Raw genomic sequence first — 20654 nt, forward strand, 5'->3', positions numbered from 1 at the left:
TTTTCTTATTGTTGGGTAATTGTGATCTTGATAGGGTTTTTAAGACTTACAGTTTTGCTGTAAAAACGCACCTTCACCTTGTAAGTGCCTGAATTTAATCCCGGCGCTGCACTGCTGCTTAATACGAAGTACACAAAGTTTGTCCCGGCAAATAACTTAGCGCCCCTATTGTTATCAATTACGTATTCAGAACCATCCTGGGCAGTAAGTGTAATTTTAATAAGCTGCCTGTCAAGTTCCGTGTTGCCTGAAGGAAAATCGCCGCTAACAGAGAGATAAAGATCAGCAGATCCATTTTTTGTTCCGTAAGTTAGCTCGGTTATTTCTGTAGCGCTTGGGCTCAGTTCTTCTAATTCAAAGTTGCCCTGCTGTACAATCAGTTGCAAGGTGTAGGTGGCTTTAGTGCCATCCTTAGCTGTCACATTATATTTTATATCGCGCCCGTTATCAAAAACATCAAGCAGGTCATCTACAATAGTGCCGGTTGCAGGAGTTATCGTGGCGCCTTCTGATACTTTTATCTCAGGCTCAAGAGCAGTAAGGTAGTAGTAGTAAGGCAGGTAAACCTTAATGGTTTTAGCATCGTCGTTCACAACACCTTCAATAGGGTTGCCTTGTACGTTGGTTATCTTATAACTCAGTATCCTGTTTTGCGCCTGGGCAGGTACCGGCACCTCTGTTACTTTTTTGCACGATGCCATTATTGCTATAAAGCACATACAGCCCAATATTTTGAGTAGAAGTTTATTGTTCATGGTTTAGTATTTATCAATAGCATTAAATATTTAAAATAGCCGCCGGGCAAAATTTACCCGGCAGCTATAGTTCAATCAATCATATATCGCGGGTTTAACTACAGCGCCTGGTAATCTAAGCTGTAGTAAGGGTAATTAGCTGCAGGGCTGCCCACAGGTGTAGCATTGTAGTAAATGCTGTTGATCCTGATCTTGTATTTTGCAACACCTGTTTTGTTGGTAAGGATAATGGTACGGTTAGCTACAGCACTAACCTCGTGGGTTAAAATGTTGTAGTTATACCAGCCTGGTGTTAGGCTATTGTAACCAAATACGCCGCTTGATACAGCAGTTTTTGAAGTAGAAGCCGTTACCGAGCCAAATGCAACATCGGCATAGTACAGATTGTATTTAGTGGTATTGATCACAAAATCGCCGGTTGCGCGGCCTTCAAACCTGAAATCATAGCTGCTTGAAGTACCGCCATCGCTGTTGGCAATGTTGTAGTAGTAAGTGCTTGAGCGGGTTGCCCATTTAGTGGTATCGGTAAGATCTGCTACCGTACCCTGGTGAAAGTTACGTACATTGTATACGCCTGATACTAATGCAATAGTACCTTTGGTAGATGGCTCAACAAAGTTTGTAGGGGTGCTTGTTACCGGTGATACTGCTACAGTTTGTGTGTTTGCAGCAGGTGCTACGCCGTTCTCTTTTTGGCAAGATGCCATCAGGCCAAGCATGGCTACGCCGGCTGCTAAGCTTAAAATGTTAAATTTTTTCATTTTCGATGTAATTTTGCCACCTTTGACGCTTTAACGGTCATTAGTGGCGGTTAAAAAATAATTGAATTTGCATAAGCGGGTTCCGTGGCATAATCTTCATTTAGCGGTGTAGTTATGCGTTGGTGCTTGTTTATGCATTTTTTGTTTGGTGATATATGATGATTTAGTTGAACTCTTGTTATTTGATATCGAGGTTCTTGCTGCCATCTTTCTGGATAGCATATTTAAAGGTTAAATAACCGGCCTGGTTAGCTCTCGACGGATCTACCGGTGCATCTTTATACAAGCTGTAGATGATCATTTTTGCATAATGTCCTTTAGCGGTTTTCACGATGATAGTTCTTGGCATAGCATAAGCAACATGCTGCTTTGAATCGCCGGGAGCATTAGGGAACAAGTTTCCGTAGAAATCATACCATGCCCAGCCATCATCAGGGGTATTAAAGTGATCTAATACAAGGCTGCCGTTTGCAGTAAGCTGGTCATCAGTGAATGGAACGGTAGTTACCGCGTTAAATGCCTGATCGAACAAGTCTCTTGCCGGTACCGATTTTAGCTCATGTTTGGCATTATCGTAATAGTTAGCATCGATGGTTGAGTTGATAACCATGCTGATACCGCCTTTACCCGGCCCGCCGTAACCCAACGAGTTTTTGTTGGTACCGTTGTTTGGCGATATGCTGCTGTTATAAGTGCTGTAAAAAGCAATATCCCAATTGCTGGTAGAGCGCTGCGACTCGGGGATCTCTTTGTTCTCCTCTAAACTGTAGTAAAAAGTTTTAGCCGTAGTGTTACCGTTCGTACCAGGATCCATAGCTATGCTGGCTATGCTGTACACGCCCGTAGCCACACCTGTAGGTGTCTCCGTATCGGGCTTGGTAGGATCTACCGGCTTTACTTCATTTGATGAGTTTTTTGAGCAGCTGGCCAGCAGCAAAAATGCCGATGCCGTAGATAGCAATGTGATACGTTTTAGGCTGATGATATTCTTAAGGTACATGACTGTAATTTTGTATGATGTAAATGTTATTTGCTTGTTCGTAAGTTGCGGCTGCCATCCTGCTGCACAAAGTAGCGGAACGTGAAATATGGCGCAGGCCAGTTAAGATCTGTAATGGTTGGTGGCGCACCCTGGTACATGCTTATCAGCTCCAGTTTGGCATACTTGCCTGCGGCTGTTTTCAGCACGAACGTGCGGTTTTTAATAGGCTGTGCGATGTGGGTTGTGAGTGTATAGAAATACCAGCCCATGTTTGATAGTTGCGGATATTTATCCATCCCCACAAATGTGAGGTTGTCCTGCTCCATGGCCTCTGCTGTTGGAGCTTCGTTCACCTGGTCATAAGGGGTATCAATGCCTACGATTACGCCTTGCCCCTGCCCGCCAAAGCCGGGGCTTTTAGGATTAGTACCGCTGTTGATATAAACGAAAGAATTGTAGATGCCTGTAAAAGCGATATCCCAGTTAAGGGTGGTTTTATTGGCCGCGGTATCAGTTATCTGCAGTTTTTTATCAAAATTGTAATAGAAATCGCGGAAAGGCCTGTTCTCTTTACCCGGAACGCTGCCACCAACAGAAGCACCAATATCGCCCTGAAGGTCTTTGATCACGGTGCTCACACCATCCTCGCCCAAAGGGTTGGTCTGGTCTTTTTTACAGGCTGATGCAAACAGCACGGTAACGCATGCAGCTATTGCCATGATGCGTTGTGCCGGTTTAATTGTAGAAGTAATGTATTTCATAGGTAGATGGATCAATTAAAAATCTGTTTTAAAGAACCGCCAGGTAACTCCTGCAAGTATTTGCCTGCCCGGCTGCCCCGGCATCAGCATATCGGTATAATCAAATAAGTTATCTGCCGTGATTTGCACAGAGAGGTGTTTGTTGAACAGCACTTTTTCCACCGTGGCATAAGTAAGCACATAGCCGCCGATGAATATGTCGTACTCATCCAGAAAGCCGTTGTTATTGGCATCTGTATAACCGCTTTTGCTGCGGTAATTGGCACGTAGCGATGCATTGATACCTGCTTTTTCCCATTGATAAAACAGGCGGATGTTGGCCATGTGGCGCGATCGGTTTTCCAGCCCGTAATAGTCTGATACTTTAGAAGGGCGGGTTTCGCCGGTGGCCGAGTTGCGGATCTTATCATACGGCGCTACACCATCGCGGATATTGCGCTCAACGCCTTTATCTTTTGCGTAAAGCAACTGGTAACCGGCATTAACGGTAAGGTTTTTAACGGGCTTCCAATTGATGCTTGTCTCTAAACCGCTTAACGCGCTGCGATCTACATTGATGTATGAGAATACCTGTTGCCCGTTACTTTTGGTAGCTACCTGTACCGAGTTAATGAGGTTATGTACATCGTTATAATAGCCGCTGATGTTAAATGTAAAAACAGGGCTTGGTGCATAATTTAAACTCAGATTGTACGATACCGAGTTCTCGGCTTTAAGATTATTGGCTACCCTATCGGCAATGGGCCAAACCTGCGCCAGCTGACCGCCATCTCTTAATTGCTGCAATCCCTGCTGAAGCGCCTCTGCCCCTATCACCGTATAACCCGCCTGCGGGTTGGTAAAGATTTGGAAACGCTGTTTATAATCCGGTGTTTTATAGCCCGTGCCAATAGCTGCCTTAAAGGTTAAGCTGTTAACCGGTTTGTAGCTTAAGGCAAGTGATGGGTTTAAACGCGTACCGTAAGTATCGTGGTAATCCAGCCTCGAGCCGGCAATTACACCTATTTTTTGGTTCAGTTGCCAGTCGGTCTGGGCGTAGATGAAGGCTGCCCTCATCTGCTTATCGCCGGTAAAACCGCTGTTGTCCATGGTCTCCAGGTTGCCGCCTATGCCGCCGGTCATATTCAGGTTTTGGCCGTACTGTTTGGCAGCCTGCACCTCGGCACGGTGGAAATATTGGGTAAAGCGGGTATGCTCTACAGCGTAGTTATTTACGTTGGTGATACCCTGATCTGAGAAGTAGCGGGTAAGGTAGTATTGCGATTTTAGCTTCAGTCCGCTATCAAAATTGGTATTGAGGATAACCGAGCCGTTAAGGTCACGGTCGTCCAGCACATCGCTGAGGCGGGTATTTGTATTTGAACCGTAGACCTGGTTATTGGTTGAGGTACGCGATGCGTAGCGGCCCGATAAGCTCAACCAGTTATGATCATTCAACTGATAGCGGCCTCTTGCCTGTAGGGCTAAATTGGCATAAGGGGGCACCGTTGTACCGGCCGACTGGTATGGGTTTACATTAAAGCCATCCGTTCGGTAATAATTGGCCGTTACATCTGCCGAGCCGCGTTTGCCGGCGAATGGTGTTTCGCCCTGCAGGGTAGCATCGATAATGTTTTGCGTACCGTATCTTAACGTTGCCAGGCCCTGTGCATCCTGCACTGTGCGGCGGGTTACTATGTTTACCACACCGCCCATTGCCTCGCTTCCAAACAGGCAAGATGATGCCCCTTTAATGATCTCTATACGTTCGATGTTGGATACCGAAATGCGTGACAAGTCGAAATTGCCCGAGTTACGGCCTATCATGGGCTGCCCGTCAACCAGTATCATTACGTAGCCCGAGCCAAAGCCCTGCATCTGCAAGCCCACGGCACGCGAACCGTTACCGATATCATTCACTATAGCCAAACCCGTTTGCTCGCGCAGCACCTCGTCCAGCCTGCGGCTGCCCATTTGTTCAATGGTTTGGCGGCTGATGATCGTAGTTTGCATCGGCGTGCGCTGCATATCTATCAGGTTATCGGGATTATATTTTTTGGCTGATACGTTGACATCATTAAGGGCATTGGTAGATGTGATGAGCTTAACGGTGACGTCATTACTGCCGTTCTCTTTTATCTCCACATTTCCGCTGTGTGATTGGTAACCTATCGCCGTTACTGAGATGGCATAACTACCATAGTAAAGACCATTTACGGTAAACCTGCCCGACTTAGAACTGATAGCTCCGCGGTGATCGGGCTCGAGTGTTATGGTAGCTCCTTGCAGGGGTTTATCATGCTCATCATACACCACACCGGTTAACCTGGCTTTCGACTGGCCAAGCAACTGATTAACGAAAAGTGTAAAGATAACCGACATGTAAAATATCCTCATTAAGTAACGCTTCACTTATTTTTAATTAGTCTAAATAAAGTGTACAAATATGGATACTTTTTTTGGTTTCACATTAACGCAATCGGGATTTTGTTTAACTGTATTGGTATTTTATTTAACGAAAAACCGAAAAATTCTGCGTAAAAATATGGCAAAATGGTACATGATATAACTACGTAATAATTTAAAAATCAAATACTTATTACATAATAACCACATTCTTAAAATTGATTTATAATGAATACATAACATTTTATCAACAGTAATTATTATTTGTAATTAGTTTAAATAAACGTTTGTTTTGTACCGTCAAAGGATGCTTGCAAGGCACCATCCGGTAGCCTTCTGTCGCCTTTAAGCCGTTTAATTTTTACTATTTATTACAAATTCCGAATGAAAAACTCACTGTGGGTTATTGTTATACTAACCCTTTTCTCCCTCAATACATACGCGGCACCGTCGCGCATTATATGCCTTAACGGCGCCCTTACCGAAACGGTAGATGCCCTCGGTTTTGGCAAGCAGATAGTAGCCGTTGATGTAACCAGCACCTACCCTGCTTATGTAAACCAGTTGCCAAAAGTGAGCAAGAACCGTTCGGTATCCGCCGAAGGTCTGCTCTCCTTCTCTCCCGATCTGATACTGGCGCCCGAGAACACCGTATCAAAAGAAATTGAATACCAGTTGCAATCTGCCGGGGTTAAACTGGTGGTGTTTAAGCAGCAATACTCCTACCCCGGTTCAATAGCATTCATCAAAGCGGTATCCGTTGCGCTTGGCGTTCCTGAAAAAGGAAATGCGTTGGCCAAAGAGCAGGAAACCAAAGTGAATGCAGCGCTGAACAAGGTGAAACAACATCCCACCAATGCCAAAGTATTATTCATTTACGCACGCGGCACAGGCGTAATGATGGTGGCCGGTAAAAACACCAGTCTGGATGCTATTATTAACCTTGCTGGTGCCAAAAACGCGGTAAGCGAGTTCAGCGAATTTAAACCCTACACTACCGAGGCATTGGTAAAAGCCAATCCTGATGCTATACTGATGTTTGATTTTGGGTTCAGCAGTTTGGGTGGATTAGATGCCATATTGAAACTGCCGGGCATGCAGCAAACTAATGCGGGCAAGAATAAGAAGATCATCCAGATGGATGGCGACCTGCTTACCAACTTCAGCACCCGTTTAGATAAAGCCATCACCGACCTAAACGCCAAACTGTGAGGAACTGGATCTATCCTATTTTAATTATCGGACTAATTGCAGCGATCTGCTTTTCGCTGGGCCTGGGGGCTATGAAGATCCCTGTTGGCGAGGTGGTAAGCATCCTGCTCCAAAAAATGGGCCTGCTTAAAGATACCGGCGCATCGCCACAAAATGCTACGGTAATATTTGTGGTACGCTTGCCGCGCGTGGTACTTGGTGTATTGGTTGGCGCGGCTTTGGGTATCTCGGGCGCAGCTATTCAGGGTGTATTCCGCAACCCGCTTGCCGAACCGGGGCTGATAGGTATTTCGGCAGGTGCATCGTTGATGGCTGTGGTAATTATCGCTTTAGAAGCTGCCGTGTTTGTTGGCCTGAGCAATTTGCTTGGATATTATTTACTGGCGTTCGGCGCATTTACAGGAGCCTGCGTCGCGGCACTCTTAGTGTATCAGATCTCTAAAACAGATGGCAAGCCCAACGTGGCTACCATGTTGCTGGCGGGTATTGCTATCAATGCATTGGCAGGCGCGTTAACCGGCCTCATTACCTACATGGCCAACGATCAGCAATTGCGCAACATTACCTTTTGGCTGTTGGGCAGTTTGGGCGGCGCCACCTGGCAAACGGTTACTGTTTTATTGCCGTTTGTGTTGCTGCCACTGGTATTGCTGCCGCTTACCGGCAAAGCACTCAACACCTTCGCCCTTGGTGAGGTACAGGCAGAGCATCTGGGTATTAACACTGCTGCCGTAAAACGCAATGTAGTGATACTGGCTACTATGGCAGTTGGTGCATGTGTGGCGGTAACGGGTATTATCAGTTTTGTTGGGCTGCTGGTTCCGCATACCATCCGTTTGCTGATCGGGGTGGATAACAGGAAACTGATACCGGCATCTGCCCTGTTAGGCGGGTTGGTGCTTACCCTTGCCGATATGATATCGCGCACGCTCATCGCCCCTATCGAGCTACCCATCGGCGTGGTGACGGCCATACTGGGTACACCGGTGTTCCTCTACATTTTAATTAAGGATAAAAAGAAACTATCGCTGTAATGTTCATTGCTGAAAAAATAACCTATGAAACTGCCGGCCGCGAGCTGATCAAAGATTTTTCGATGAGCATGCACAAAGGCGAGCTAATTGCTGTGCTGGGCGCAAACGGAGCCGGTAAATCAACCCTGCTGCGTATGCTGGGCGGCGAAAAGCATCCCTCAAAAGGTGTGATACAACTGCACGGCCGTCCGCTTAAGCAGTATCGTGCTAAAGAACTGGCACTCGCCCGCGCGGTGCTGGTTCAGCATAATGTCATCAACCTGTCTTTCACGGTCGAAGAGATTGTAGCCATGGGTCGTTACCCGCATAACGGGCAATCAACGGCATTAAGCAACGGCAGGGTGATACAGGAAGTAATGGAGATAACCGGTATTGAGCATCTGGCTGAGCGCTCGTATTTATCCCTCTCCGGCGGCGAGCAACAGCGTGTGCATCTGGCGCGTACCCTTGCGCAATTGTGGGATATCCCCAATGCCTTATTGCTGATGGATGAGCCGGTTAACAGTATGGATATCCAGTACCAGCACCAAACTTTAGCCATTGCCCATGCGCTGGCACAAAAAGGGTTTATGGTAATCTGCGTGCTGCATGATATTAACCTGGCGGCACAATACGCAAGCCGCATCATCATGCTCAAAAACGGTCGCAAATGGTACGATGGCACACCTGCAGAAGTATTGAGCACCAAACAACTGTACGACATTTTTGAGATAGATGCCGATGTGTACACCAACCCCAAAACATTAAAACCTTACAGCCTGGCCAAACAGGTGATCATAAATTATAACATCATAAACAATACGATAATGGAAAATAACACACAGATGAGCCTTAAACAGCAATACCTCACATACAAACAAGAAAACCCTAAAAAGCGCATCCGCGAAGCCGCGCAGGACCTGAAAGTAAGCGAAGCCGAACTGTTAATGACCGGGCTCGGCGAAACGGTTACCAAACTGAAGGCCCTTTTGAAGACATCCTGAGCGACATCCCAAACCTGGGCCATGTAATGGCGCTTACCCGTAACGAGTATTGCGTTAACGAGCGCAAGGGTACTTATGAGAACATCTCGTTTAATCCGCATGCGGGTTTGGTTTTGGGCGAGGATATCGATCTGCGCCTGTTTATGAAATACTGGAAACACGCCTTCGCCGTAAACGAGAACGACAGGTTGAGCATCCAGTTCTTTGATGGTGCCGGTACCGCATTACACAAAATTTATCTGACAGATAAAAGCAACCACGCCGCTTACGACCAACTGGTAGCCAAATTCAAAGCCGACGATCAGCAAACTGCTACCGACATCAACCCTAATGCAACCCCACGTAAATCACCGGAGATACCCGATAGCGAAGTAAACCTTACCGAGTTCCACACCGCGTGGAACGAGATGAAAGACAGCCACGAGTTTTTTGGTATCCTCAGGAAATTTGCATTGGGGCGTACCCAGGCTTTACGCTTAGCGCCCGAAGGCCGCGCTACCCAAACCGATTTTGCCGCTTTCAGAAAAGTATTTGAGGCTTGTTCTGCAGATCAGATCCCTGTGATGGTTTTCACCGGTAACCATGCCTGTATCCAGATCCACAGCGGCTACGTGAACAAACTGGTTGACCACGGCCCCTGGTTCAATGTTTTAGATAGCGAATTTAACCTGCACCTGCGCGAGGATGCCGTTGCACAGGTATGGCGCGTAACCAAACCATCAACCGATGGTGATGTAACCTCGCTTGAACTTTATGACGCCGATGGCGAAATGATAGTACAGGTATTTGGCAAACGCAAGCCGGGCATCCCCGAATTGGAAACCTGGCGCCAGTTGGTTAATGCCGATCTGCAAAACGCTTAACTATCACCCCCCTTTCAAAAAATTCAAACACTATATAACAAACCGTTCTAATGAAACACACCACAAAAAAATCTGTATTCGTATTATTGATAGCTGCGCTTTCTTTTGCATCTTGCAGTAAAGACAAAACCGAGACCGTGACACCAGAAACACCAGCAACCGTAACAGTAAAAAATGATATCGATGCATCAGCCGGTATTGTTTATTATAACCTTACAACCGGAACCGTTGTAGATGCGGCAGACGCAGCAACCACCAAATGGGATGTAGCTTTCACCGGTACAAATAATATGCCTGTTATCACCGCTAACAAAACATCAGGCAGCGCTCAAATTGTAGCTTCTGCTTTTGATGATGTGAAAGAAGCCCCTGCTGACGGCTACCAGGCCGCAGGAACTGCTCTTGCTGATTTCCAAACATGGGCCACCTATACAGCCATGACTGCACCTATGCATGCTGTGCTGGCTAAAACCGATGCAACCATCGTTATCAAAACACCTGATGGCAAATACGCTAAATTACAGGTGATCAACTTCTACAGCGGCCACCCGGATACAACTACCCCGGAGTTTGCTAACCTGCAAACTCGCCCTAAATTCGGTTTTTACAGCATCCGTTATGCTATCCAAACAAGCGGATCGCGTAAGTTTTAATAAAACCATAACATAATAAAAAAGCCTTTAGATTGATCTAAAGGCTTTTTTATTATGTAGATAACAGTTACCCTTGAGTTACACTCCAGGTACCATCAACGTTGCAAGTAGCTGTCATTCTATCCGAAGAGAAATCAACCGCTATTGCATTTCGTTGCATATCATCATTCACAAACTCTCCTTTTCCGGCGTTACCGATGGCTATGTAAAATGCCGGCTGAGGCCTGAAAGAATAGTTACTACTTGGTTGTGGCGAGGAAGCTACTATCGCAGCATCGTCACCAACAGCTATACCAAAGGCTACATCGCGTGAATCCCTTGAAAAACCGGCACTCGTTTTTATACCTAATCCATTCCCCCCGCCGCTTTCAATTTGCCCAAAACTCACTTGATTATTATAATTATCTAAGGTCACAGTCTGGCCAGCTGTTAAATTACCAGAAGATGCAGATGGCTCAAAACGATTTCCTGCTTTGCCAACAATAGCCTTGTACTCTTTCTGAAAATTGAATTGGCTGACGCTTCCCATTGGGAGAAATGAGCTTGCAAGCGATATTAGGCGTACGTTCTGTAATCCGTACATGTCATCAAATCTCTTAAACACACAAACACTTATTGTGCCGCCAGAATTGTTCTTTACTGTAAGTTGTTGATTTCCCATTGTTTGAGTTAATTAGGTTTAATTATTTTACTGATATACAGCCAATTATTTATTGGCTATGTCAAAGGTATACCGGCCTGTCAGTCAACAAAAGGGTAAATACAGCTTACCGGGGAGTTAATGGGGCTTATTATGGTTAACCGGTGGTCTGGCTATTCAATTCTTCCCAAATGGAGCGTAATTCTTTCAAGGCGCGGCCATATTTGCTTCGGATATGCCATTCGGTGATCAGGTAGGCCACCAAAAGGCTACAGATTGTGGTTAGCACCAACCAAATAAACAGGCGGGGATTACTGGCAGAATCCAGCGCTTTTAATAAAAACGGTGTTATCCATTTGCCGCAAAATATCAGCAAGGCCACAATAACCGCCAAAGGGGTTGCACATAAATTATATGCGCGATAAAGCTCGATATTCAATTGAAGATCAAATACTACCTTAGCTATGCTTTCCTTTAAGCTTAGATCGTACCTGCTCATGCTCTTATAAAACACATAAAAGCGGATAAAATAGTAAGTATTAAGCGTTAATAAGACGAACAGAAATATGCAGCTGATATTAAAAATTATCAATGGCCGCTCATCTCTAAAAAGCACCCAAAATATTACGATATAGGTAAATACGGCAGCAATAAGCTCTGCCTGCATCCCCCGCCTTATTTTAGCAATGGGCGATTTTGACCGGCTGCCTATTTGTTCAGGATCTGGCATTGCGCCATCCGGCTGGTCTTGTTTCCAGGCATCTTTTAAATCATCAATATTCATAATTCAATGTTTTTATAATTTCTTTTAATTTGGTTTTTGCCCTGTTCATTCTTGTGCGGGCACTGCCCTCGCTTATGCCAAGCGCAAGGGCTATCTCACTATAAGGCTGGTCTTCCATGTAGAGTATAACCAACGCCTTATCCAGTTTATCCAGTTGTTTTACGGCCTGATAAAAAATAGCAAGTTGTTGCTCGGGCGTATCATCAAAGCCAACATAAGCCGCATCAAATTGCTCGGGCATAGGTGAGCTGTCGGGCCGGCGTTTTTGCTTTTTAAAATACATGATAGCGGTATTCAGTGCCACCCGGTACAGCCAGGTGCCTAATGCACTTTCGCCACGGTAGGTATCAAAGGCAGTCCACAGTTGCAGCATTATTTCCTGCATCAGGTCTTCGCGGTCGGTTGCATCATCCTGGTAAATGCGGCATATTTTATGCAACATTCCCGCATTTGCAGCAACGGCGTGTTTAAACCTTGTTTCCTTTTGTGCCTTATCCATACTTTTCAGAAAGTTAGTATCGTTTTCTGCTAAATGTTACATCATCCATTTACTTTTATTTTTACCTGTTAAAATTTAACAGGGATTTAATACTATCGAAGTATTTTCGCTCTTATAAAGATCTATCTATGGACAGAAGAATTGCGCTTAAAAGTATAGGTGTTTCGTTGTTAGCGCCGACATTGGCTAAGGCTAACGTTAGCACAGCCGGTAAACCCGTAATGCGCATTGCACATATTACCGATGTGCATTTGAAAGATAAATTTGGCGCACCTGCAAAGTTTGAGCGCTGCCTGCATCACCTGCAAAAGCAATCGCCTAAAGTTGACCTGATATTGAACGGTGGCGATATTGTATTTGACATGAACAAGGAGCAGCAAAGTACCATTGATGCCCAGTGGAAGTTATACAACAACATCATCAAAAACGAGTGCAGCCTGCCGGTAAAATACTGCCTGGGCAACCACGATATATGGTGGCAGGAAGATAAAAAAGACTTAGCCATCTATGGCAAACAATACTCCATGGGCCAGTTGCAGTTAACCAAACCCTACTATAGCTTTACCCAAAACGGCTGGAAGTTTATTATCCTAGATAGTGTGCATTTGGATGTTGACGGTACCTGGTACATTGGCAAACTGGGCGACGAGCAATTTAACTGGCTGGCAAACGAGTTGCATCAAACCGACGCAAAAATGCCGGTGCTGGTAATGTCACACATCCCTATCCTTACAGCCACCAATTTAATTGAGGATGATATTGTAAACAAATGGGTAATGCTTGGCGGCGATATGCATACCGATACCTCAAAGATCATCTCCTTATTTTACAAGTATCCTAACGTGAAGTTATGCCTTAGCGGGCACATCCACCTGCGCGAAAAACTGGTGTACAATAACGTTACTTACATTTGTGATGGCGCCGTTAGCGGTGCCTGGTGGGAAGGTAATCGCCGCGAAACTTTCCCGGGCTACGGGCTTATTGACCTGTATGCCGATGGCAGCTTTGATGAAAAATACGTGATTTATTAAATTATAGCCAAATAAGCGGGCATCTGTTTAAAGCGGATGCCCTTTTATAAAACTCCCCGCCCTCTCTTTACCGCAATGCGGGTCAAATGTCTTATCTTACGCATTCTGTGGCATTTTATTAATAATTATTCATAACTTTAAGTTATTGATTATTACATTTATTGATAAAAAACCATGCGATATGGTGATTAATTTTGGATCATCAAACCGCACAAAATGGCAGACCCAAACAACGAGAAAGACGTACATCAAACCTTATTCGGCGTGTCAAAAGCATTAATATACACCTGCATATTATTAGCCGTTTTTATTGCGATAATGGCTATCGGTGTATTCAAGGCCGATAAGATCACTCCACAAAAAAGCGACTCTACTACTACTGTAGCCGTTGCTAAAGAATGGCAAGCCCCTGCCCCGTCATCCATCCCCGCAGGGAAAGAGGGCGACGAGATCCGTTACGGGCGCGAACTCATCAGTCATACAGCAAAATACCTTGGTCCCAAAGGCTCGGTAGCGGCTATAAGCAACGGCATGAACTGCCAGAACTGTCATCTGGATGGCGGCAGTCGTTTGTTGGCCAACAACTACTCGGGCTTTATAGCCGGTTATCCCAAATTAAGCAACCGCAGCGGGCATGTTGAACCGGCATCAGAACGTGTTACCGAATGCTTTGAACGCAGCCTTAACGGCAAGGCCCCTGCCGAAGATAGCCGCGAAATGAAAGCAATACTCGCCTACATGACCTGGGTGGGCAACGGCGTTAAAAAAGGACAAAAACCTAAAGGCACAGCTACCGAAAGGTTGCCTTATTTGAATATTGCCGCCAGCCCGGCTAAAGGTAAACCGGTTTACGTTGCCAAATGCCAGGTATGCCATGGTGCTAACGGCGAAGGTATGCTGGCCGCAGATAACAAAACCTATGTAAACCCGCCTTTATGGGGCAAAAACAGCTTTAACGATGGTGCAGGCATGCACCGCATAAGCAACCTGGCGGGCTACGTAAAAAACAATATGCCCTTTGGCGTAACCTACAAAAACCCGCAGCTGACCGATGAAGAAGCCTGGAACGTGGCGGCTTATATAGAATCGAAACCACGCCCGCACAAAGAGCAGGCTGATGATTGGGCTAACCTCGATAAAAAACCTATCGACCATCCGTTTGGCCCTTATAAAGATCAGTTTAGTGAAGAACAGCATAAATACGGCCCGTTTAAACCTATACTGGCCGCGCAAAGCAGATAACATTATAACATAACCCACCATGAAAAAACACACATTCGTTATCGCAATTTTAGCCTTACTGGCTTTTGCAAAAACATCGCAAGCGCAAGAGACAGATCCGGCTGCATTTACCGGCGCCGTTGCCAGGAAAAAGCATTATGATGCACTGTATATCATCAACTCAAACGATGAAAAACGTATAAAAGGCGCCCTGCGTAACATGAACAATGCACTCGAAGACCCCCGACTTAAAGGCAAGCTGCATTTAGAGCTGGTAGCCTTCGGCGATGGCGTAGCCGTGTTCATGAAAAACGGCCAGTATGAGCAGGCCCTGAAAGATCTGCAGGCCAAAGGCGTAACGCTTGCTCAGTGCAGCAATACCATCCGCGAGCGTAAGATAGATAAAAGCGAACTGTTCGATTTCATTTCCTATGTACCCAGCGGCAACGGCGAAATTATACTGCGACAGTACGAGGGATGGGCAACTGTGCATCCGTAACATCTAACTAACACCTGATATGAAGAATATTTTAAAAGCAGGACTATTTGCAGCCCTGTTATGGGCAAGTACTGCCCAAGCCCAGGATCATCAGTTTGATGCGCCATGGAATACCTCGCCAAAAAGTGCCGTGATGTTTACCGTGCCCGGCGTTGATAACATACCCGACCTTTTTGGCGATATTGTAGACCCGCAATTGGTTATCTTTTTTGCAGGCAACCAGTTTATGTGTGTGGATGACCTGATAGCTGAGTTTAAAAAGCAGCACCCGCAATACCAGCGCGTATTTGCCGAGACCCTGCCCCCCGGCATACTAGCTAAGCAAATAGCAGGCGGTTCAATCACTATCGGCAACCTGCGCATTACCCATAAGCCGGATGTGTATACCGCAGGCAAAAGCCGCACCGACCAGATGCCCGAATATTTTAGCCGTACCGAACCGTATGCTTACAATAAATTGGCTATAATGGTACAAAAAGGCAATCCGAAGAAAATAAAGGGGCTGAAAGATCTTGGCCGTGCCGATGTAAGGGTAGCAATGCCCAATCCCGCGTGGGAAGGCGTTGGTCAGCGTATTGAAGCTGCTTATGTAAAAGCCGGTGGGGAATCGCTTAAACAAACCATTATGGATAAAAAAGTGAAGAATAAGACCACCTATCTTACCCAGATCCATCATCGCCAAACACCTATGCGGGTAATGTATAACCAAAGCGATGCCGGACCCGTATGGTACAGCGAGGCTTATTACCAAAAAATGATCAACCACCCTACCGATATGGTTACCATCCCCGATAATGAAAATATCGATGCTACTTATGTGGCCGGGCAGCTAAAAGATGCGCCACATGCACAGGCCGCTAAAGATTTCATGGACTTTTTGGTAAGCGATACTGCCAAAGCCATTTATAAAAAATACGGTTTTATCACTAAATAGTACCATGTTAGATTTCCGCTTACAGGTTTTTTATACCGTTGCCCGCAGGCTAAGCTTCACCAAAGCTTCGGCAGAGCTTTTTATCAGTCAGCCGGCTGTTACCAAGCATATCCGCGAGCTGGAAACACATTTTAAAACCTCACTTTTTGAGCGCAGCGGCAATAAAAAGATCTCACTCACCCCCGCCGGCCAACTGCTGTTTGAATATGCTCAGCAAGTAGGTTCACTATATAATGAGCTTGATTTTGACATCAACCTGCTCTCTAAACAATACGCCGGCACCCTGCGCATTGGTGGCAGTAATACTGTTGCCCAATATGTTATCCCGCGCGTGCTGGCCGCTTTTCATCAAAAATTTAAGGACGTAAGGATAAACCTGGTTGCCGGCAATACCGAACAAACTGAAAAAGCACTTTTAAACAAAGAAATAGAACTGGGGATTGTGGAAGGTATCCACCGCAATTCCCAACTCAAATATTCTGTATTTGTTGATGATGAGCTGGTATTGGTTTGTAATGCGGCCAATCCGTTGGTGAAGAAACAAACTATTAAACCTGAGGACCTGAAGACCCTACCCTTTATTTTACGAGAACCCGGATCAGGCACCCTGGATGTTATTGCGCATGCGCTGAAACCTGTTGATATAGAGCTCTCAGATCTTAAACCGGAGATGCAACTGGGTGGAACAGAAAGCATTAAATCATATTTACTGCATAGCAATTGTTTTGCGTTTTTATCGGTGCAATCTATTATCAATGAACTTAAAACCGGTGCTTTGCGTATCATTGATATAAAAGGCCTTGTTATTGAGCGCCCGTTCTATTTTATACAGCCACATGGGCAGTTACCTGCGTTGGCCGAGCTTTTTATCAGGTTTGCCCAAAATTACAAGGAGTAAGTCTACCTGGCACGCAGTTCTATTTCCTCTAATTTTCGGGAAATTAACAATGCATTAAACTTTGCATTAAAATTTACATAATCGTATATTGTGTAACCTAAAGTTTATGAAAATATACCTAATCCTTATCATCCTATTATTTCCGCCGGCATTGTTTGCCCAAATATCTATTAGTGGCCGGGTTTTAAACCAAAATGATGCTAAACCCATTGCCAACGCCAGTATTTTTATAAGTAATGCAACAACCGGTAGCAGTACCGATGCCGAAGGTAAGTTTTCGCTCCAAAACATAAAGCCAGGTAAATATGAACTGGTTATATCTGCCGTAGGTTTTGAGACCGATACCCGACCTGTTAATGTTTCGGGCACAGATGTCAGCCTCGGCGATGTAAGATTATTTGTAAAAACTAATTCGCTGAAAGAGGTTGTGGTTACTGCCAAACGCGACCCGAACCGGCAGCGAAACTATGAACTTTTTAAAGATGAGTTTTTGGGTTCAACCCCGTTTGCTAAAGATTGCGAAATAACCAACCCACAGCAATTAGACCTTGACTATGATTACAAAACAAATATTTTAACTGCCAGTACTTTTGACGCGCTGGAGATAAAAAACAATGCCCTGGGCTATAGACTGCAATACATCCTTAAAAGCTTCACTCTTGATTTTTCTAACCCGGCAAACAGGTCATTCAGCTATGCAGGGTCGGTATTTTTTAAAGAGATGGAAGGTTCGCCATCGCAGGTAAAGCAATGGCAAAAAAACCGGCAATTGGTTTATGAGGGCTCGCAGATGCATTTCTTGCAGGCTTTACTTAACAACAAGCTCGATGACGAAGGGTTTAGAGTATTACGCTTACCTGTAAACATGGCCCGCCCAACAGAAGCTACCATTATCTCGAAAATAAATGCATTTAACATCCTTAAAGACGATGATAAAAAGTATCGCGACTCGTTAGCGCATTGGAAAAAACTGTATGAGATGCCACGCTTTCAGCAAAAGTTATCCGTATTTCCTTTAACCGCCAATGACCTGGTTAGAGCTACTAAAGAAACCGGAATTTTCTCTTTGGGTTGTAACCTTGATGCCTTATTTATTACTTACAACAAATACCACCGTTTCCCTAAAAACATTCCTGATAAGCTATCTGATCCATCCAATACCGATAATACCGTTTTGATATTTAATGAACCCGAAGTACAGTTTGATAGCAACGGATCGTTGATAAACCCTGATGCTTTAGTACTCGATGGTGTGTGGCTTCGGCCGCGCATAGCGGGTTTGCTGCCGTTAGACTATGAGCCACCAAAAAATGAGCAGTTGATAGCTACGCAAAAATTATTGCAAAGCCTTTCTGAGAAACTTAGCACGTATACCGCCGATAATGTTACCGAAAAAGCTTATCTGCACCTTGATAAACCTTATTATGCCGCAGGCGATACCATCTATTTTAAAGCTTATGTAACGCAGGGCGAACAGCATTTGCTGAGCCAGATGAGCGGCGTACTTAACGTTGACCTGGTAGGCCCCAATGGCGAAACAACCCGTTCAATGAAACTTAACCTTAATGATGGCCTGGCCTGGGGAGATATAGCCATCCCGGATTCGGTTAAGCAAGGCACTTACCACCTATTGGCTTATACCAATTACATGCGCAATACGGGCAGCGATCATATTTTTAACAAAACAGTTCCTGTGCTAAACTCCCCCGCTGCAGTTGGGGCAATTGCTGATACCAGGCACACCCCACCTACCAAACCGGTTAATGCTACGTCACCGGCCAGGCCAAAATTCGATATACAATTTTTTCCGGAGGGCGGTAATTTGCTGGTAAATACCAAAGCGGTTATAGCGGTTAAAGCCATTAACAGCAGCGGTATGGGTATAAAGGTTAAAGGAATTATAACCGATAGTAAAGGCAAAGAAATAGCCGGCTTTACCACCGGGCATGCCGGCCTGGGTAGTTTTACACTTAATGCAGAAGATAACAAGGTTTATACTGCTATGGTTAACCTGCCTGATGGCAGCAGCCGCGAGTTTGCCCTGCCAAAAGCAGAAAACAAGGGTTATAGTATTATTGTAGATAACAGCGATGAAAAAGAAATAAAAATAACGGCAAAAGCCGGCACAGACAGTCCTAAAGATGCATTGCTGGTTGCACAAGCCGCCGGCGTTGTTTATTACAGCTCCCCTATCCACGCAAATAAGCCGTTAACCATCTCTAATGATAAATTCCCTACCGGCATTGTTCAATACACGCTGTTTTCTGCTGCAGGCGAACCTATTAATGAACGATTAGCCTTTGTTAAACACAATAACAACCTTAAAATCGGGCTTTTATCACAGCAACAAAAATATACACCAAGGCAGGCAGTGGTTATAGATGTTAAAGCAGGCGATCAATCTGACGAGCCTGTATCAGGTAGTTTCTCGATGGCTGTTGTAGACGAGAACAAAGTACCCGTGAATGAATCGGCAGAGAGTACTATCTTGTCTAATTTATTATTAACCTCAGAACTTAAGGGATATATTGAAGAGCCGAATTATTATTTCGCGAACAACACCACAGAAACCCGCCGGGAACTTGATCTGCTGATGCTTACACAAGGTTATCGCAAGTTTGTATGGAAACAGGTGTTAAGTGGTACGCACCCGGCCAACGCATTAAAACCGCAAAACGGCTTACAAATAGCTGGCTACTTAAAAGACCTTAAAGATAACCCCGTAGCCAACGGAAAGGTGCGCCTGATGTTGAGAGATAAGGGTACTTTAATACTGGATACGCTGGCTGATAGCAAGGGATACTTTGTGTTTGATAACCTTGCCTTTACTGATACTGTGGGCGTGGTTTTGCAAGGTTACAAACCTAATGGTGGGCGCGACATCAAATTTATTCTGGATAATGCTTCAACGCCTGTCCACTTAGACCATCTATCGCCCGATACCGCTTTTACGGAAGCAGAACTTGCGTACCTGCAAACCAGCAAGCAATTTCATACCGAGCAGCAAAGAACAGGCATAAACAGCCAGGTAAAAATGCTTAAAGCGGTTACAGTAAAAGCTCAAAAAAAGGCTCCCGAGTTAGAGTTCTCGCAAAATAAAAATGGCGCAGGCAACGCCGATTTTATCATAACATCTAAACAAATAGAAAACTCCGGCATAAGAAACCTTTACCTGTTATTATCATCGCGTGTGCCTTTTGTGGAATTTACCTCAGGCGGCGAAGTTTATTCGAGAAGAGCAACAGTGGGCTTTCAAAATGACAGGATGCAAATGCTGGTTGTATTAGATGGCACAGCTATGCCTAATTCAAAAGGATTTAATTATTTAAGCCAGCTGTATACGGATGATATTGAAAGCGTTGAGGTTTTAAACGGTACACATCTTGGTGCTGTGTATGGCCCCCTTGCCGCAGGTGGCGTGTTTGTTGTGACAACAAAAAAGGCCAAAAAAGGCGTTTATGAAAAATATAAACCGGGTACGTTCAGCTACCGGATACCGGGTTTTTACAAAGCGCGTGAATTTTACTCACCGCGATACGATGCTCCTAACATCAACAAACAAAACAAAGATCTGCGCAGCACCATTTACTGGAACCCCAACATCCTTACCGATGCACAGGGCAAAGCAAGCGTATCTTTCTTTAATGCCGATACCCCGGGCAACTACCTGGTAATAATGGAAGGTATTGATGGTAACGGCAACATTGGCAGGCAACAGTACCGGTATAAGGTTGAGTAATGCCTATATTGCGTTGCTTA

At 45.0% G+C, this 20654-nt stretch carries 19 protein-coding genes; 11 read left to right on the plus strand and 8 right to left on the minus strand.

The features are described from left to right. Window positions 1–5: 5 nt before the first annotated feature. The 5 genes from D0C36_RS03545 to D0C36_RS03565 form a co-directional block, all read right to left on the minus strand. Entirely contained in the window at window positions 6–755 is a 750-nt protein-coding gene (locus D0C36_RS03545) for a hypothetical protein (RefSeq protein WP_147321922.1), read from the minus strand. Between the two features lie 98 nt (window positions 756–853). Further along, complete coding sequence (locus D0C36_RS03550; RefSeq protein WP_117390192.1) at window positions 854–1516, minus strand: hypothetical protein; 663 nt, start codon at window positions 1514–1516, stop codon at window positions 854–856. A gap of 178 nt (window positions 1517–1694) precedes the next feature. Beyond that, complete coding sequence (locus tag D0C36_RS03555) at window positions 1695–2516, minus strand: HmuY family protein (protein ID WP_117390193.1); 822 nt, start codon at window positions 2514–2516, stop codon at window positions 1695–1697. A gap of 26 nt (window positions 2517–2542) precedes the next feature. After that, on the minus strand, window positions 2543–3259 hold the full coding sequence (locus D0C36_RS03560) for an HmuY family protein (protein ID WP_233524394.1): 717 nt from the start codon (window positions 3257–3259) through the stop codon (window positions 2543–2545). 15 nt (window positions 3260–3274) lie between these two features. Continuing rightward, window positions 3275–5635 carry a TonB-dependent receptor gene (locus D0C36_RS03565; RefSeq protein WP_117390194.1) on the minus strand — a complete coding sequence of 787 codons (2361 nt, stop codon included), beginning with the start codon at window positions 5633–5635 and terminating at the stop codon, window positions 3275–3277. A gap of 393 nt (window positions 5636–6028) precedes the next feature. On the opposite strand from D0C36_RS03565, the gene D0C36_RS03570 reads away from it, so the two are divergent. The 5 genes from D0C36_RS03570 to D0C36_RS03585 are packed head-to-tail and all read left to right on the plus strand — an operon-like array spanning window position 6029 to window position 10389. Further along, window positions 6029–6856: a heme/hemin ABC transporter substrate-binding protein gene (locus tag D0C36_RS03570; RefSeq protein ID WP_117390195.1), complete on the plus strand. Its 828-nt coding sequence runs from the start codon at window positions 6029–6031 to the stop codon at window positions 6854–6856. After that, the gene (locus D0C36_RS03575) at window positions 6853–7890 is read left to right on the plus strand and encodes a FecCD family ABC transporter permease (RefSeq protein WP_233524395.1); all 1038 of its coding nucleotides are present in this window, start codon (window positions 6853–6855) and stop codon (window positions 7888–7890) included. Before D0C36_RS03570 ends, D0C36_RS03575 begins: the two co-directional genes overlap by 4 nt. After that, window positions 7890–8873: a heme ABC transporter ATP-binding protein gene (locus D0C36_RS24740; protein ID WP_233524397.1), complete on the plus strand. Its 984-nt coding sequence runs from the start codon at window positions 7890–7892 to the stop codon at window positions 8871–8873. Before D0C36_RS03575 ends, D0C36_RS24740 begins: the two co-directional genes overlap by 1 nt. Beyond that, window positions 8867–9736, plus strand: coding sequence for a hemin-degrading factor (locus tag D0C36_RS24745; protein WP_394339840.1), 870 nt, complete (start codon window positions 8867–8869; stop codon window positions 9734–9736). Before D0C36_RS24740 ends, D0C36_RS24745 begins: the two co-directional genes overlap by 7 nt. Before the next feature lie 50 nt (window positions 9737–9786). After that, window positions 9787–10389, plus strand: coding sequence for an HmuY family protein (locus D0C36_RS03585; protein ID WP_117390197.1), 603 nt, complete (start codon window positions 9787–9789; stop codon window positions 10387–10389). A gap of 67 nt (window positions 10390–10456) precedes the next feature. Here D0C36_RS03585 and D0C36_RS03590 read toward each other — a convergent pair whose 3' ends face one another. From D0C36_RS03590 to D0C36_RS03600, 3 genes are all read right to left on the minus strand, one after another. Beyond that, entirely contained in the window at window positions 10457–11050 is a 594-nt protein-coding gene (locus D0C36_RS03590) for a hypothetical protein (RefSeq protein WP_117390198.1), read from the minus strand. Between the two features lie 136 nt (window positions 11051–11186). Next, window positions 11187–11813, minus strand: coding sequence for an ABC transporter permease (locus D0C36_RS03595; protein WP_117390199.1), 627 nt, complete (start codon window positions 11811–11813; stop codon window positions 11187–11189). Further along, a complete protein-coding gene (locus tag D0C36_RS03600) occupies window positions 11803–12312 on the minus strand; it encodes an RNA polymerase sigma factor (RefSeq protein ID WP_117390200.1) in 510 nt (169 codons plus the stop codon). The genes D0C36_RS03595 and D0C36_RS03600 overlap by 11 nt, the downstream gene beginning before the upstream one ends. Before the next feature lie 128 nt (window positions 12313–12440). Here D0C36_RS03600 and D0C36_RS03605 point away from each other — a divergent pair, with 128 nt between their 5' ends. From D0C36_RS03605 to D0C36_RS03630, 6 genes are all read left to right on the plus strand, one after another. Next, window positions 12441–13343, plus strand: coding sequence for a metallophosphoesterase family protein (locus D0C36_RS03605; RefSeq protein ID WP_117390201.1), 903 nt, complete (start codon window positions 12441–12443; stop codon window positions 13341–13343). 216 nt (window positions 13344–13559) lie between these two features. Further along, window positions 13560–14585, plus strand: coding sequence for a c-type cytochrome (locus D0C36_RS03610; RefSeq protein WP_117390202.1), 1026 nt, complete (start codon window positions 13560–13562; stop codon window positions 14583–14585). 19 nt (window positions 14586–14604) lie between these two features. Further along, window positions 14605–15063, plus strand: a complete 459-nt coding sequence (locus D0C36_RS03615) for a DsrE family protein (RefSeq protein WP_117390203.1) — start codon at window positions 14605–14607, stop codon at window positions 15061–15063. A gap of 19 nt (window positions 15064–15082) precedes the next feature. After that, window positions 15083–15997, plus strand: a complete 915-nt coding sequence (locus tag D0C36_RS03620) for a molybdate ABC transporter substrate-binding protein (RefSeq protein ID WP_117390204.1) — start codon at window positions 15083–15085, stop codon at window positions 15995–15997. 4 nt (window positions 15998–16001) lie between these two features. Further along, complete coding sequence (locus D0C36_RS03625; protein ID WP_117390205.1) at window positions 16002–16895, plus strand: LysR family transcriptional regulator; 894 nt, start codon at window positions 16002–16004, stop codon at window positions 16893–16895. A 106-nt stretch (window positions 16896–17001) separates the two neighbouring features. Further along, window positions 17002–20634, plus strand: coding sequence for a carboxypeptidase regulatory-like domain-containing protein (locus D0C36_RS03630; RefSeq protein WP_117390206.1), 3633 nt, complete (start codon window positions 17002–17004; stop codon window positions 20632–20634). The last annotated feature ends 20 nt before the right edge of the window (window positions 20635–20654 follow it).

Origin of the sequence: Mucilaginibacter conchicola (assembly GCF_003432115.1) — a bacterium.
GTDB classification, from domain to species: Bacteria; Bacteroidota; Bacteroidia; order Sphingobacteriales; family Sphingobacteriaceae; genus Mucilaginibacter; species Mucilaginibacter conchicola.

Coding starts and splice junctions, on each gene's coding strand:
- D0C36_RS03620 (WP_117390204.1), top strand. CDS start 15,083: ATGAAGAATATTTTAAAAGCAGGACTATTTGCAGCCCTGTTATGGGCA.
- D0C36_RS03585 (WP_117390197.1), top strand. CDS start 9,787: ATGAAACACACCACAAAAAAATCTGTATTCGTATTATTGATAGCTGCG.
- D0C36_RS03590 (WP_117390198.1), bottom strand. CDS start 11,050: ATGGGAAATCAACAACTTACAGTAAAGAACAATTCTGGCGGCACAATA.
- D0C36_RS03615 (WP_117390203.1), top strand. CDS start 14,605: ATGAAAAAACACACATTCGTTATCGCAATTTTAGCCTTACTGGCTTTT.
- D0C36_RS03560 (WP_233524394.1), bottom strand. CDS start 3,259: ATGAAATACATTACTTCTACAATTAAACCGGCACAACGCATCATGGCA.
- D0C36_RS03545 (WP_147321922.1), bottom strand. CDS start 755: ATGAACAATAAACTTCTACTCAAAATATTGGGCTGTATGTGCTTTATA.
- D0C36_RS03570 (WP_117390195.1), top strand. CDS start 6,029: ATGAAAAACTCACTGTGGGTTATTGTTATACTAACCCTTTTCTCCCTC.
- D0C36_RS03605 (WP_117390201.1), top strand. CDS start 12,441: ATGGACAGAAGAATTGCGCTTAAAAGTATAGGTGTTTCGTTGTTAGCG.
- D0C36_RS03600 (WP_117390200.1), bottom strand. CDS start 12,312: ATGGATAAGGCACAAAAGGAAACAAGGTTTAAACACGCCGTTGCTGCA.
- D0C36_RS03625 (WP_117390205.1), top strand. CDS start 16,002: ATGTTAGATTTCCGCTTACAGGTTTTTTATACCGTTGCCCGCAGGCTA.
- D0C36_RS03610 (WP_117390202.1), top strand. CDS start 13,560: ATGGCAGACCCAAACAACGAGAAAGACGTACATCAAACCTTATTCGGC.
- D0C36_RS03595 (WP_117390199.1), bottom strand. CDS start 11,813: ATGAATATTGATGATTTAAAAGATGCCTGGAAACAAGACCAGCCGGAT.
- D0C36_RS03550 (WP_117390192.1), bottom strand. CDS start 1,516: ATGAAAAAATTTAACATTTTAAGCTTAGCAGCCGGCGTAGCCATGCTT.
- D0C36_RS03555 (WP_117390193.1), bottom strand. CDS start 2,516: ATGTACCTTAAGAATATCATCAGCCTAAAACGTATCACATTGCTATCT.
- D0C36_RS03565 (WP_117390194.1), bottom strand. CDS start 5,635: ATGAGGATATTTTACATGTCGGTTATCTTTACACTTTTCGTTAATCAG.
- D0C36_RS03630 (WP_117390206.1), top strand. CDS start 17,002: ATGAAAATATACCTAATCCTTATCATCCTATTATTTCCGCCGGCATTG.
- D0C36_RS24740 (WP_233524397.1), top strand. CDS start 7,890: ATGTTCATTGCTGAAAAAATAACCTATGAAACTGCCGGCCGCGAGCTG.